This is a genomic window from Pseudomonas sp. PA-6-3C (assembly GCF_021605825.1).
Taxonomy (GTDB): Bacteria; Pseudomonadota; Gammaproteobacteria; order Pseudomonadales; family Pseudomonadaceae; genus Aquipseudomonas; species Aquipseudomonas edaphica.
The window spans coordinates 20,593-33,769 of sequence record NZ_WKDV01000033.1; the positions used below are offsets into that span (position 1 = coordinate 20,593).

12 protein-coding genes and 2 tRNA genes are annotated in these 13,177 nt (G+C 57.7%); 13 read left to right on the forward strand and 1 reads right to left on the reverse strand.

The features are described from left to right. Window positions 1-17 precede the first annotated feature (17 nt). Genes carB through GIW48_RS20725 form a run of 3 tightly spaced genes read left to right on the forward strand, consistent with a single transcriptional unit; the run spans window position 18 to window position 4,145 of the window. Window positions 18-3,239 (forward strand): carbamoyl-phosphate synthase large subunit, encoded by a 3,222-nt coding sequence (carB, locus tag GIW48_RS20715; RefSeq protein ID WP_017139259.1) that lies wholly within the window; start codon window positions 18-20, stop codon window positions 3,237-3,239. Beyond that, on the forward strand, window positions 3,236-3,712 hold the full coding sequence (gene greA / locus GIW48_RS20720; RefSeq protein ID WP_170038175.1) for a transcription elongation factor GreA: 477 nt from the start codon (window positions 3,236-3,238) through the stop codon (window positions 3,710-3,712). Before carB ends, greA begins: the two co-directional genes overlap by 4 nt. Before the next feature lie 28 nt (window positions 3,713-3,740). After that, entirely contained in the window at window positions 3,741-4,145 is a 405-nt protein-coding gene (locus GIW48_RS20725; protein WP_170038177.1) for an MFS transporter, read from the forward strand. 8 nt (window positions 4,146-4,153) lie between these two features. On the opposite strand, the gene GIW48_RS20730 is transcribed toward GIW48_RS20725, so the two are convergent. After that, the gene (locus GIW48_RS20730) at window positions 4,154-4,462 is read right to left on the reverse strand and encodes a YhbY family RNA-binding protein (RefSeq protein ID WP_017139256.1); all 309 of its coding nucleotides are present in this window, start codon (window positions 4,460-4,462) and stop codon (window positions 4,154-4,156) included. Window positions 4,463-4,567: 105 nt separating this feature from the next. Between GIW48_RS20730 and rlmE the strand changes: the two genes are divergently transcribed. The 10 genes from rlmE to nusA all read left to right on the forward strand — a co-directional run bounded on the left by rlmE (window position 4,568) and on the right by nusA (window position 13,161). Beyond that, the gene (gene rlmE, locus GIW48_RS20735; protein WP_017139255.1) at window positions 4,568-5,218 is read left to right on the forward strand and encodes a 23S rRNA (uridine(2552)-2'-O)-methyltransferase RlmE; all 651 of its coding nucleotides are present in this window, start codon (window positions 4,568-4,570) and stop codon (window positions 5,216-5,218) included. Between the two features lie 200 nt (window positions 5,219-5,418). Beyond that, window positions 5,419-7,329: an ATP-dependent zinc metalloprotease FtsH gene (gene ftsH / locus GIW48_RS20740; protein WP_032865933.1), complete on the forward strand. Its 1,911-nt coding sequence runs from the start codon at window positions 5,419-5,421 to the stop codon at window positions 7,327-7,329. Between the two features lie 8 nt (window positions 7,330-7,337). After that, the gene (gene folP, locus GIW48_RS20745; protein WP_017139253.1) at window positions 7,338-8,189 is read left to right on the forward strand and encodes a dihydropteroate synthase; all 852 of its coding nucleotides are present in this window, start codon (window positions 7,338-7,340) and stop codon (window positions 8,187-8,189) included. A 15-nt stretch (window positions 8,190-8,204) separates the two neighbouring features. Beyond that, complete coding sequence (glmM, locus tag GIW48_RS20750) at window positions 8,205-9,542, forward strand: phosphoglucosamine mutase (RefSeq protein ID WP_017139252.1); 1,338 nt, start codon at window positions 8,205-8,207, stop codon at window positions 9,540-9,542. Window positions 9,543-9,608: 66 nt separating this feature from the next. Next, window positions 9,609-10,364, forward strand: a complete 756-nt coding sequence (gene tpiA, locus GIW48_RS20755) for a triose-phosphate isomerase (RefSeq protein ID WP_003194193.1) — start codon at window positions 9,609-9,611, stop codon at window positions 10,362-10,364. Between the two features lie 4 nt (window positions 10,365-10,368). Next, window positions 10,369-10,752: a preprotein translocase subunit SecG gene (gene secG / locus GIW48_RS20760; protein ID WP_010206600.1), complete on the forward strand. Its 384-nt coding sequence runs from the start codon at window positions 10,369-10,371 to the stop codon at window positions 10,750-10,752. 22 nt (window positions 10,753-10,774) lie between these two features. Further along, a tRNA-Leu gene (locus GIW48_RS20765) sits at window positions 10,775-10,860 on the forward strand. Between the two features lie 96 nt (window positions 10,861-10,956). Then, window positions 10,957-11,033, forward strand: a tRNA-Met gene (locus GIW48_RS20770). A 140-nt stretch (window positions 11,034-11,173) separates the two neighbouring features. Beyond that, window positions 11,174-11,632: a ribosome maturation factor RimP gene (gene rimP, locus GIW48_RS20775; RefSeq protein ID WP_236460801.1), complete on the forward strand. Its 459-nt coding sequence runs from the start codon at window positions 11,174-11,176 to the stop codon at window positions 11,630-11,632. A 47-nt stretch (window positions 11,633-11,679) separates the two neighbouring features. Continuing rightward, the gene (gene nusA / locus GIW48_RS20780) at window positions 11,680-13,161 is read left to right on the forward strand and encodes a transcription termination factor NusA (RefSeq protein WP_017139250.1); all 1,482 of its coding nucleotides are present in this window, start codon (window positions 11,680-11,682) and stop codon (window positions 13,159-13,161) included. Window positions 13,162-13,177 lie beyond the last annotated feature (16 nt).

Genomic DNA, 13,177 nt, shown 5'->3' on the forward strand with positions numbered 1-13,177 from the left:
ATTTGAGTGACAAACCCATGCCAAAACGTACAGACATAAAAAGCATCCTGATTCTCGGCGCTGGCCCGATCGTGATCGGCCAGGCTTGCGAATTCGACTACTCCGGCGCCCAGGCCTGTAAAGCCCTGCGCGAAGAGGGTTACCGCGTCATCCTGGTGAACTCCAACCCGGCCACCATCATGACCGACCCGGACATGGCCGACGCCACTTACATCGAACCGATCAAGTGGCAGACCGTTGCCAAGATCATCGAAAAAGAGCGTCCCGACGCGCTGCTGCCGACCATGGGTGGCCAGACCGCACTCAACTGCGCCCTGGACCTGGAGCGCGAAGGCGTTCTGGAGAAGTTCGGCGTAGAGATGATTGGCGCCAACGCCGACACCATCGACAAGGCTGAAGACCGTTCGCGTTTCGACAAGGCCATGAAGTCCATCGGCCTTGACTGCCCGCGCTCCGGCATTGCCCACAGCATGGAAGAGGCCAACGCGGTTCTCGAAAAGCTGGGCTTCCCGTGCATCATTCGTCCGTCCTTCACCATGGGCGGCACCGGTGGCGGTATTGCTTACAACCGTGAAGAGTTCGAAGAAATCTGCGCCCGTGGCCTGGACCTGTCGCCGACCAAAGAGCTGCTGATCGACGAATCCCTGATCGGCTGGAAAGAGTACGAGATGGAGGTTGTCCGCGACAAAAAGGACAACTGCATCATCGTCTGCTCCATCGAAAACTTCGACCCGATGGGCGTGCACACCGGCGACTCGATCACCGTTGCTCCGGCGCAGACCCTGACGGACAAGGAATACCAGATCATGCGTAACGCCTCGTTGGCGGTACTGCGTGAGATCGGCGTTGAAACCGGCGGTTCCAACGTTCAGTTCGGCATCTGCCCGGACACTGGCCGCATGGTCGTCATCGAGATGAACCCGCGTGTGTCGCGTTCTTCGGCACTGGCTTCGAAAGCGACCGGCTTCCCGATTGCGCGCATCGCCGCCAAGTTGGCGATCGGTTACACCCTGGACGAGCTGCAAAACGAAATCACGGGCGGCGCTACGCCGGCGTCTTTCGAGCCGTCCATCGACTACGTCGTGACCAAGCTGCCGCGCTTTGCCTTCGAGAAGTTCGCCAAGGCCGACGCACGCTTGACCACTCAGATGAAGTCGGTTGGCGAAGTAATGGCCATCGGCCGGACCTTCCAGGAATCCCTGCAGAAAGCCCTGCGCGGCCTGGAAGTGGGTGTTTGCGGCCTGGATGAAAAGCTCGACCTGAGCAACCCGGAAAGCATGAGCGTGCTCAAGCGCGAGCTGACCGTGCCGGGCGCCGAGCGTATCTGGTACGTGGCCGATGCTTTCCGCGCGGGTATGACCGTCGAACAGATCTTCGGCATGAACATGATTGATCCGTGGTTCCTGGTGCAGATCGAAGATCTGATCAAGGAAGAAGAGAAGGTCAAGACCCTCGGTCTGTCCTCTATCGACCGCGACCTGATGTTCCGCCTCAAGCGCAAAGGTTTCTCCGATCAGCGTCTGGCCAAGCTGCTGGGTGTGACCGAGAAGAACCTGCGCACCCACCGCCACAAGCTGGAAATCTTCCCGGTCTACAAGCGCGTTGATACCTGCGCGGCCGAGTTCGCCACCGACACCGCGTACCTGTACTCCACTTACGAGGAAGAGTGCGAGGCCGCGCCGTCGGGCCGCGACAAGATCATTATCCTGGGCGGCGGTCCGAACCGTATTGGCCAGGGTATCGAGTTCGACTACTGCTGCGTACACGCCGCCCTCGCGCTTCGCGAAGACGGGTACGAGACCATCATGGTCAACTGCAACCCGGAAACTGTTTCGACTGACTACGACACTTCCGACCGTCTGTACTTTGAGCCGGTAACCCTGGAAGACGTGCTGGAAATCTGCCGCGTCGAGAAGCCGAAAGGCGTGATCGTGCAGTACGGCGGCCAAACCCCGCTGAAACTGGCGCGTGCCCTGGAAGCGGCCGGCGTGCCGATCATCGGCACCAGCCCTGACGCCATCGACCGTGCCGAAGACCGTGAGCGCTTCCAGCAAATGGTCGAGCGCCTGAACCTGCGTCAGCCGCCAAACGCCACCGTGCGCAGCGAAGACGAAGCCATCCGCGCCGCCAGCAAGATTGGCTACCCGCTGGTGGTGCGTCCGTCCTACGTATTGGGTGGCCGGGCGATGGAAATCGTCTACGAAGAAGAAGAACTCAAGCGCTACCTGCGTGATGCGGTGAAAGTGTCGAACGACAGCCCGGTGCTGCTGGACCACTTCCTCAACTGCGCCATCGAAATGGACGTGGATGCGGTGTGCGACGGTACCGACGTAGTCATCGGCGCGATCATGCAGCACATCGAACAGGCTGGCGTTCACTCCGGTGACTCCGCTTGCTCGCTGCCGCCGTACTCGCTGCCAGCGCACATCCAGGACGAGATGCGCGAACAGGTCAAGAAAATGGCCTTGGAACTGGGCGTGGTCGGCCTGATGAACGTTCAGTTGGCGCTGCAAGGCGAAGACATCTACGTCATCGAAGTGAACCCGCGTGCTTCGCGTACCGTGCCATTTGTTTCCAAGTGCATCGGTGTGTCCCTGGCCATGATCGCTGCCCGCGTGATGGCGGGTAAGACCCTGAAGGAAATCGGCTTCACCAAGGAAATCATTCCTAACTTCTACAGCGTGAAAGAGGCGGTGTTCCCATTCGCCAAATTCCCTGGTGTGGACCCGATCCTGGGCCCAGAGATGAAGTCCACCGGTGAAGTGATGGGTGTGGGTGACACTTTCGGTGAAGCATTCGCCAAGGCCCAGATGGGCGCCAGCGAAGTGCTGCCGACCGGCGGTACTGCGTTTATCAGCGTGCGTGATGATGACAAACCACTGGTTGCAGGCGTGGCCCGTGATCTGATCAACTTGGGCTTTGAAGTCGTGGCAACTGCCGGGACCGCCAAGCTGATCGAAGCTGCCGGCCTGAAAGTACGTCGCGTGAACAAGGTGACGGAAGGCCGTCCGCACGTGGTCGACATGATCAAGAATGACGAAGTCACGCTGATCATCAACACCACCGAAGGTCGCCAGTCGATCGCGGACTCCTATTCCATTCGTCGTAATGCCTTGCAGCACAAGATCTACTGCACCACCACCATTGCTGCTGGCGAAGCCATCTGCGAAGCGCTCAAGTTCGGTCCGGAAAAGACCGTGCGTCGCTTGCAGGATCTACACGCAGGATTGAAGGCATGACCAAATACCCAATGACCGTCCAGGGCGCCAAAGCCCTGGAAGAAGAACACGCCCATCTGACCAAGGTCGTCCGCCCGAAGCTGAGCCAGGACATCGGTACGGCCCGCGAGCTGGGTGACTTGAAGGAAAACGCCGAATACCACGCTGCTCGTGAGCAGCAAGGTATGGTCGAGGCGCGGATCCGTGATATCGAGGGTCGCATGCAGAATGCGGTCATCATCGATGTCACGACCATCCCGAAGACCGGCAAAGTGATTTTCGGCACGACCGTAGAAATCGCCAACGTCGAAACTGACGAGCGCGTGGTTTACCACATCGTCGGTGAAGACGAGGCTGACTTCAAACTCGGTAAAATCTCTGTTGGCTCGCCACTGGCCCGCGCCTTGATTGCCAAGGAAGAGGGTGATGTGGTGACCGTTAAGACGCCAGGTGGCGTTACCGAGTACGAGATTGTTGAAGTTCGTCACGTCTGAAAGGCGGCGCCCGCTTCGTGCGGGCGCCATGCTTTGGCAGCTCGCCCAGATGCTTTGGGTGGGTGGCCTATGGTTGTTGCACATCGGTGTGCTGCCGGTGTTGGGCCTGATTGGCCTGGCACCGCTGCTGATCGATGAGCTCAACGGAATGCTGAGTGCGCTGCTGGTGGGTTTTGCAGCGGCGTGCGTGACGCTCCAGGCATTGGTGCTGGTCAAGACCGAGGGTTTGAGGAGCTTGTGGCGGGATATTCGCGGCCAATTGCTGTTGATGGCGCTGTATGCGTGCGCAATGTTTTGCGTGGTGCATGTGTGGCTGCCGCAAGCGTTGCGCTGGCAGCTATTCAGCTATCTTGTGCTAGGGTTCTCCGGCCTGGTGCTGGTTATACAGCCGGCACCGGGATGGAGCGGCGGGGCGCGCGAAGCACGCCCGTGACCCTTGTATTACTTGAAGCGGTGTACGTTCGACAGCTGCTTGTTGACGCTGAAGTTCTTGCGATACAGCAGTGCCATCTTGCCGATGACCTGTACCAGGTCCGCTTTGCCGACCTTGCACAGTTCTGCAATGGCGGCCAAACGCGCTTCGCGGTCAAGGATGTTGACCTTGATCTTGATCAGTTCATGATCGCCCAATGCGCGTTCCAGTTCGGCTAACACACCTTCAGTCAAACCGTTGTCTGCCACAATCAGAACTGGTTTCAGATGGTGGCCAATGGATTTGTACTGTTTCTTCTGCTCTTGAGTGAGCGGCATAATCTGACCCCTGCGTCTGATCTTGTAAAAAGCGGCGGCCAGTTTACCCGAGCGAGTCCGGGACCGCCCAGTTAATCACGACCCGTTTTATTTTCGAGGTGGCCCGTGGCCCGTTCCAAAACCAGCCTTAAGTGGCTACAAGAACATTTCAACGATCCTTACGTCAAAAAGGCGCAAAAGGACGGCTACCGTTCCCGGGCCAGCTACAAACTGCTGGAGATCCAGGACAAGGATAAATTGATTCGTCCAGGCATGAGCGTTATCGACCTTGGCGCAGCCCCTGGTGGCTGGTCCCAAGTGACCAGTCGTCTGATTGGTGGGCAAGGTCGATTGATCGCTTCAGACATCCTTGAGATGGACAGCATCCCGGATGTGACCTTTGTACACGGCGACTTCACCCAGGACACGGTGTTGGCCGAGATCCTTGAGGCTGTGGGAAATTCGCAGGTAGACCTTGTGATTTCCGACATGGCCCCCAATATGAGTGGATTACCGGCCGTTGATATGCCGCGGGCCATGTTCCTGTGCGAGTTGGCACTGGATCTGGCGGGTCGGGTTTTGCGTCCCGGTGGTGATTTCCTGGTGAAAGTCTTCCAGGGCGAAGGTTTTGACGAGTACCACAAGAACATTCGCAAATTGTTCGACAAGGTACAGACGCGCAAACCAGACTCTTCGCGAGACCGGTCACGCGAGCAATACCTGCTGTGCCGCGGCTTCCGTGGTGTCGAAGGGGCGGAGAGCGAAGAGCGTTTTTGAGGAATTCGAGGAGGGCGATAGGTTTTTTTATATCGCTTTCGTCACGAAGCTTTACGAATATTGTGTAGTCAAAGTTTCACAAAGGGTTACAGACGGCGCCTGCCAGAGTTGTAGGTAATGTAGTAAGTTAGGCCGGTGAATATCATGCGAAGCGCGCGCCAGTAGCGGAGCTTGCTTCAGAGGGTAGTTAATTGAACGATATGGCAAAGAATCTGATCCTGTGGTTGATCATCGCGGCTGTCCTGGTGACGGTGATGAACAACTTCTCCAGCCCTAACGAGCCGCAGACCCTCAACTATTCCGACTTCATCCAGCAAGTTAAGGATGGCAAGGTCGAGCGTGTAGCGGTTGATGGCTACGTGATCACCGGCAAGCGCAACGATGGCGACAGCTTCAAGACCATTCGTCCGGCAATCCAGGACAACGGTCTGATCGGCGACTTGGTGGATAACCACGTAGTGGTTGAAGGCAAGCAGCCTGAACAGCAGAGCATCTGGACTCAGCTATTGGTAGCGAGCTTCCCGATCCTGGTGATTATCGCCGTGTTCATGTTCTTTATGCGCCAGATGCAAGGTGGTGCGGGAGGCAAGGGCGGGCCGATGAGCTTCGGCAAGAGCAAGGCGCGCCTGCTCTCTGAAGATCAGGTGAAAACCACCCTGGCTGACGTCGCAGGTTGTGATGAAGCCAAGGAAGAAGTCGGTGAGCTGGTTGAGTTCCTGCGTGATCCGGGCAAGTTCCAGCGCCTGGGCGGCCGTATTCCTCGCGGCGTGCTGATGGTCGGTCCTCCGGGTACCGGTAAAACCTTGCTGGCCAAGGCGATTGCCGGTGAAGCCAAGGTGCCGTTCTTCACCATTTCCGGTTCTGACTTCGTCGAGATGTTCGTCGGTGTTGGTGCCAGCCGTGTTCGCGATATGTTCGAACAGGCCAAAAAGCACGCACCGTGCATCATCTTCATCGACGAAATCGACGCCGTGGGTCGCCATCGTGGCGCCGGCATGGGTGGCGGTCACGATGAGCGTGAGCAGACCCTCAACCAATTGCTGGTTGAGATGGACGGCTTTGAAATGAATGACGGCATCATCGTCATCGCCGCGACTAACCGTCCGGATGTGCTCGACCCAGCGTTGCTGCGTCCGGGCCGTTTCGACCGTCAGGTTGTGGTGGGGCTGCCGGATATTCGCGGTCGCGAACAGATCCTGAAAGTACACATGCGCAAAGTGCCAATGGGTGACGACGTGGCTCCGGCCGTGATTGCCCGTGGTACGCCAGGCTTCTCCGGTGCCGACCTGGCCAACCTGGTCAACGAGGCTTCGTTGTTCGCTGCCCGTACCGGCAAGCGCATTGTGGAAATGAAAGAGTTCGAACTGGCCAAAGACAAGATTATGATGGGTGCCGAGCGCAAATCCATGGTCATGTCCGAGAAAGAGAAGCAGAACACCGCTTATCACGAAGCCGGTCACGCCATTGTTGGTCGCGTTGTGCCTGAGCATGACCCGGTCTACAAAGTGTCGATCATTCCTCGTGGCCGTGCGCTGGGTGTGACCATGTTCCTGCCGGAAGAGGATCGTTACAGCCTCTCCAAGCGTGCGCTCATCAGCCAGATCTGTTCTCTGTATGGCGGCCGGATTGCTGAAGAGATGACGCTTGGCTTCGACGGTGTGACCACCGGTGCTTCAAACGACATCATGCGTGCCAGCCAGATTGCGCGGAACATGGTGACCAAGTGGGGGTTGTCGGAAAAACTCGGTCCTTTGATGTATGCCGAGGAAGAAGGCGAAGTGTTCCTGGGTCGTGGTGGCGGCGGTCAAGCTGCCAGCTTCTCGGGTGAGACGGCCAAGCTGATCGACTCCGAAGTGCGCAGCATCATTGACCAGTGCTACGGCACGGCCAAGCAGATCCTGACGGATAACCGCGACAAGCTCGATGCAATGGCTGATGCGCTGATGAAGTACGAAACCATTGATGCCGATCAGATTGACGACATCATGGCGGGTCGCGCACCGCGTGAGCCTCGTGATTGGGAAGGTGGTTCGGGCACTTCGGGCACCCCGCCTGTGGTACAGAACGAACGTCCTGAAGCCCCGATCGGCGGCCCCGCAGCTGACCACTAAGGTTTGAAATGACTTCTGCGCTGTCCTCCACCCGGTTGCCTTGCGGCAACCGGGTTCTTGATTTGGCCCATACGCATGTCATGGGCATTCTTAATGTAACCCCCGATTCTTTTTCTGACGGCGGCCGCTTCAATCAGCAGGATGCCGCGTTGCGTCATGCCGAGGCGATGGTGGCGGCTGGCGCGACCTTGATTGATGTCGGTGGTGAGTCAACTCGACCGGGCGCTCGCGTGGTTTCTCCCTTGGAGGAGCTGGAGCGGGTCGCGCCAATCGTCGAGCGGATTGCCCGTGAGCTGGATGTGATTATCTCGGTGGACACCTCGACTCCCGCAGTAATGCGCGAGACAGCGCGCCTCGGTGCGGGGCTGATCAACGATGTGCGCTCCCTTCAGCGTGATGGCGCGCTGGATGCGGCGGCGGCAACCGGACTGCCGGTGTGCCTTATGCATATGTTGGGAGAACCCGGCAATATGCAGGACAGCCCGCATTACGATGATCTGGTTGGTGAGGTGAGTGGGTTTCTTGCGCAAAGAATGACTCAATGCGCCAAGGTGGGCATCGCAGCCGAAAAGATTATCCTGGATCCCGGGTTTGGCTTCGCCAAGACCCTGCAACACAACTTGAGCCTGTTCAAGCATATGGAAGCTTTGCACGCCCTTGGTCGACCCTTGTTGGTCGGCGTGTCGCGCAAGAGCATGATAGGGCTGGCCCTGAATCGCCCTGTGGGTGAGCGGTTGTACGGTGGCCTGGCGTTGGCGGCACTTGCCGTGACCAAGGGCGCGCGTATTTTGCGGGTGCATGATGTCGCCGAGACGGTTGATGTGGTGCGCATGCTGGCCGCGGTAGAATCAGCCGAATAGAACGATGGAGCACTTATGACTAAAAAATATTTTGGCACCGACGGTATTCGTGGTCGGGTCGGCGAATTCCCGATTACTCCTGACTTTATGCTTAAGCTGGGCTGGGCCGCAGGTATGGCGTTCCGCAGCATGGGCGCTTGCCGCATCCTGGTGGGCAAAGACACTCGCATCTCGGGTTACATGTTCGAATCTGCGCTGGAGGCGGGGCTGTCTGCCGCAGGCGCCGATGTCATGCTGCTGGGGCCCATGCCGACGCCGGCAATCGCTTACCTGACACGTACCTTCCACGCTGAAGCCGGTATCGTGATCAGTGCCTCGCACAATCCCCATGATGACAACGGCATCAAGTTCTTCTCGGGCCAGGGCACCAAGCTGCCGGACGAGATCGAGCTGATGATCGAAGAGTTGCTGGACGCGCCGATGACCGTGGTTGAGTCCAGCAAGCTGGGCAAGGTCTCGCGTATCAATGACGCCTCAGGCCGTTACATCGAGTTCTGCAAGAGCAGTGTGCCGACCAGCACCAACTTTGCCGGCCTCAAAATTGTTGTCGACTGTGCTCACGGTGCAACCTACAAAGTGGCGCCCAGCGTATTCAAGGAGCTGGGTGCCGATGTGACGGTGCTGTCGGCCCAGCCAAATGGTTTGAACATCAACGATAACTGCGGCTCGACGCATATGGAGCAGCTGCAGGCTGCTGTCCTGGCCGAGCACGCTGACCTCGGTATTGCCTTCGATGGCGACGGTGACCGCGTATTGATGGTGGATCACACCGGTGCGGTGGTTGATGGCGATGAGCTATTGTTCATCATTGCCCGCGACCTGCATGAGCGTGACAAGCTGCAAGGCGGTGTGGTTGGCACGCTGATGAGCAATCTCGGGCTTGAGTTGGCCTTGGCCGAGCTTGGGATTCCGTTTGTACGCGCCAATGTCGGTGACCGCTATGTCATCGCCGAGCTGCTGGAGCGTAACTGGCTGGTGGGCGGAGAGAACTCGGGGCATGTGGTTTGCTTCCAGCACACCACCACGGGCGATGCCATTATTGCTGCGCTGCAGGTATTGCTGTCCTTGCGTCGTCGCAAAGAGAGTCTGGCTCAAGCGCGCCAGGCGCTGCGCAAGTGCCCGCAGGTTCTACTGAATGTGCGCTTTGCCGGTGGCGAAAACCCTATCGAGCACCCTGCTGTCAAAGACGCCTGCGAGCGTGTGACCCTTGCAATGGCTGGGCGTGGCCGCGTGTTGTTGCGCAAGTCCGGCACGGAGCCGCTGGTGCGTGTCATGGTCGAAGGCGAGGACGAAACACAGGTTCGCGGCCACGCCGAAGACCTGGCAAAACTGGTAACTGAAATTTGCGCCTGAATTCGGCTTGCCAGTGATGGTGTGGTTGGGTAACATCTGCGCCCACTTTGACCGACGAGGTACAGCATGCGTCGCACTATGGTAGCTGGTAACTGGAAGATGCACGGTACCCGCGCCAGTGTCGCTGAGCTGATCAATGGCCTTCGTCACTTGGCCTTGCCTAGCGGTGTTGATGTTGCGGTTTTCCCGCCTTGCTTGCATATCAACCAGGTGGTTGATGGTTTGAAAGGCAAGTCGATTCAGGTCGGCGCGCAGAACTCTGCGGTGGAACCCATGCAAGGTGCGTTGACCGGTGAGATTTCACCGAGTCAGCTGGTTGATGCGGGTTGTTCCTATGTGCTTGTCGGGCACTCCGAGCGCCGTCAGATGATGGGCGAGCGTGATGGGACACTCAATCGCAAGTTCGCAGCGGCACAGGCTTGTGGCTTGATTCCAGTGTTGTGCATAGGGGAGACCCTGGAGCAGCGTGAATCGGGCAAGACTCTTGAAGTTGTCTCGCGTCAGCTGGGCAGCATCATCGAGGAGCTGGGTGTTGGTGCATTTGCAAAGGCAGTAATTGCTTACGAGCCGGTCTGGGCCATTGGCACCGGGCTGACTGCTACACCGCAACAAGCGCAGGATGTGCATGCAGCCATCCGCGCGCAGTTAGCGGCAGAGAATTCTGAAGTCGCGCAAGGTGTGCGGCTTCTATACGGCGGCAGCGTGAAGGCGGCCAATGCGGTCGAACTGTTCGGCATGCCGGATATCGATGGGGGGCTCATTGGTGGAGCTTCCCTGAATGCAGATGAGTTCGGTGCGATCTGTCGCGCCGCGGGAAACTGAAAAAATGCTGGAAACAGTCGTGGTCGTTTTTCATCTGTTGGCTGCCCTGGGCGTAGTTGCCCTGGTTTTGTTGCAACAGGGTAAAGGTGCGGATGCTGGTGCGTCTTTCGGTGCAGGTGCTTCAAATACTGTGTTCGGAAGCCAAGGTTCCTCTACCTTTCTTAGTAAGTTTACTGCTATACTTGCCGCCGGTTTCTTCATAACCAGCTTGGGGTTAGGTTACTTTGCTAAAGAGAAAGCTCATGTGCTGACTCAGGTAGGTCTCCCAAACCCAGCAGTTTTGGAAGTACCAAAAGCAAAACCGGCTTCTGATGATGTCCCGGTGCTTCAAGAGCAAAAGTCGGCTACTCCAGCGACTGACGTACCTCCAGCTCAAGAGCAGAAGTAAGAAGGGTTGTAAACGCTGTATTGCCGAGGTGGTGGAATTGGTAGACACGCAACCTTGAGGTGGTTGTGCCCATAGGGTGTAGGGGTTCGAGTCCCCTTCTCGGTACCAATTATCAGGAGAGCCCGCTGTTGCGGGCTTTCTTGTAGGTGGAAGGTTACATTGACCCTGTAAGGGATCGGTCGTATACTTCCGCCCCAGCTTTGTCGCGGGGTGGAGCAGTCTGGTAGCTCGTCGGGCTCATAACCCGAAGGTCGTCGGTTCAAATCCGGCCCCCGCAACCAGTTTTAGCGGAGCCCCTTTTAAGGGGCTTTTTGTTAGCTGGACACTTTCAACGCCGCTGTTCGACGGCGTTTCAAGGATGGGCGTTTCGCCCATTTTTTTATTTTGCACAGCATGCACATACATGCACGAGGGGGTTCAGGTGTCGAGCAAGCTAGAAGAGTTGCAGGCCTTGCTGGCCCCGGTGGTCGTGGCCCTAGGCTATGAATGCTGGGGTATTGAGTTTTCGGCTCAAGGTCGCCACTCAATGTTGCGCGTTTATATCGATAAAGAGGGCGGCGTGCTGGTGGACGATTGTGCCATTGTCAGCCGTCAGATCAGCGGTGTGCTGGATGTTGAAGATCCAATCGCCGTTGAATACACCCTCGAAGTTTCCTCGCCAGGCATGGAACGCCCACTGTTCACTATTGATCAGTTTGAAAAATTTGCCGGTGAACAAGTGAAGATCAAGCTGCGCTCACCCTTTGAAGGGCGACGCAACTTTCAGGGCCTTCTGCGCGGTGTAGAAGAACAGGATGTCGTGGTGCAGGTAGAAGACCATGAGTTCCTGTTGCCGATCGATATGATCGACAAGGCCAACATTATTCCCAGTTTTGACTGAGACGCGGATCCCGCGGATCCAATGGCTTGCGAAAGGCGAGGCGTACGATGAGCAAAGAAGTACTGCTGGTTGTTGAGTCGGTATCCAATGAAAAAGGCGTACCGGCAAACGTGATTTTTGAAGCGCTGGAGCTGGCCCTGGCCACTGCTACCAAAAAGCGTTTTGAAGACGAAGTTGATCTGCGTGTGGAAATCAACCGCCACACCGGTGCCTATGAGACTTTCCGTCGCTGGACGGTCGTCGAAGAAGCCGATCTTGATGATCCGGCCATCGAAACCTGGCCGAGCAAGGTTGCGCAAACGCATCCGGGCGCCCAGGTCGGTGATGTCGTCGAAGAAAAGATCGAGTCGATCGAATTCGGCCGTATTGCTGCACAGACTGCCAAGCAAGTCATCGTGCAGAAGGTTCGCGAAGCTGAGCGCGCTCAAGTCGTTGACGCTTATCGCGAGCGCCTGGGTGAAATCATCTCCGGCACCGTGAAAAAAGTTACTCGTGACAATGTGATCGTTGACCTGGGCAACAACGCTGAAGCGTTGCTGGCCCGCGAAGACATCATCTCTCGCGAAACCTTCCGTGTCGGCGTGCGTCTGCGTGCGCTGCTCAAGGAAATCCGCACCGAGAACCGCGGCCCTCAGTTGATCCTGTCGCGTACCGCGCCGGAAATGCTGATCGAACTGTTCCGCATCGAAGTGCCGGAAATCGCCGAAGGCCTGATCGAAGTCATGGCTGCGTCCCGCGACCCGGGTTCGCGCGCCAAGATCGCGGTCCGCTCCAAGGACAAACGCATCGACCCGCAGGGCGCTTGCATTGGTATGCGCGGTTCGCGCGTCCAGGCAGTGTCGGGCGAGTTGGGCGGTGAGCGTGTGGATATCGTGCTGTGGGACGATAACCCGGCGCAGTTCGTGATCAACGCCATGTCGCCAGCTGAAGTGGCGGCAATTATCGTTGACGAAGATGCCCATGCAATGGACATCGCCGTTGGCGCAGACAATCTGGCTCAGGCCATTGGTCGTGGTGGTCAGAACGTGCGTCTGGCCAGCCAACTGACCGGCTGGACCCTGAACGTGATGACCGAATCGGACATCCAGGCTAAGCAGCAAGCTGAAACCGGTGACATCCTGCGCAACTTCATCGACGAGCTGGAAGTCGACGAAGACCTGGCGCAGGTGCTGGTAGATGAAGGCTTCACCAGCCTGGAAGAGATTGCCTACGTACCGTTGGAAGAAATGCTCAACATCGACGGCTTTGACGAAGACACCGTCAACGAGCTTCGCGCTCGAGCCAAGGATCGCTTGTTGACTAAAGCCATCGCTACTGAGGAAAAGCTGGCAGACGCCCATCCGGCCGAAGACCTGCTCTCGCTTGAGGGTATGGACAAGGATTTGGCGATGGAACTGGCGGTGCGCGGCGTAATTACCCGCGAAGACCTGGCCGAGCAGTCTATTGACGATCTGCTCGACATCGACGGCATTGACGAAGATCGTGCCGGCAAGTTGATCATGGCCGCCCGAGCCCATTGGTTCGAGTAACTAGGCGCGGCCTGAG

Bases quoted from the DNA above. Each gene is read 5' to 3' on its own strand.
- glmM (WP_017139252.1), top strand. From the start codon at position 8,205: ATGACTAAAAAATATTTTGGCACCGACGGTATTCGTGGTCGGGTCGGC.
- folP (WP_017139253.1), top strand. From the start codon at position 7,338: ATGACTTCTGCGCTGTCCTCCACCCGGTTGCCTTGCGGCAACCGGGTT.
- secG (WP_010206600.1), top strand. From the start codon at position 10,369: ATGCTGGAAACAGTCGTGGTCGTTTTTCATCTGTTGGCTGCCCTGGGC.
- GIW48_RS20725 (WP_170038177.1), top strand. From the start codon at position 3,741: ATGCTTTGGCAGCTCGCCCAGATGCTTTGGGTGGGTGGCCTATGGTTG.
- ftsH (WP_032865933.1), top strand. From the start codon at position 5,419: ATGGCAAAGAATCTGATCCTGTGGTTGATCATCGCGGCTGTCCTGGTG.
- nusA (WP_017139250.1), top strand. From the start codon at position 11,680: ATGAGCAAAGAAGTACTGCTGGTTGTTGAGTCGGTATCCAATGAAAAA.
- carB (WP_017139259.1), top strand. From the start codon at position 18: ATGCCAAAACGTACAGACATAAAAAGCATCCTGATTCTCGGCGCTGGC.
- greA (WP_170038175.1), top strand. From the start codon at position 3,236: ATGACCAAATACCCAATGACCGTCCAGGGCGCCAAAGCCCTGGAAGAA.
- tpiA (WP_003194193.1), top strand. From the start codon at position 9,609: ATGCGTCGCACTATGGTAGCTGGTAACTGGAAGATGCACGGTACCCGC.
- GIW48_RS20730 (WP_017139256.1), bottom strand. From the start codon at position 4,462: ATGCCGCTCACTCAAGAGCAGAAGAAACAGTACAAATCCATTGGCCAC.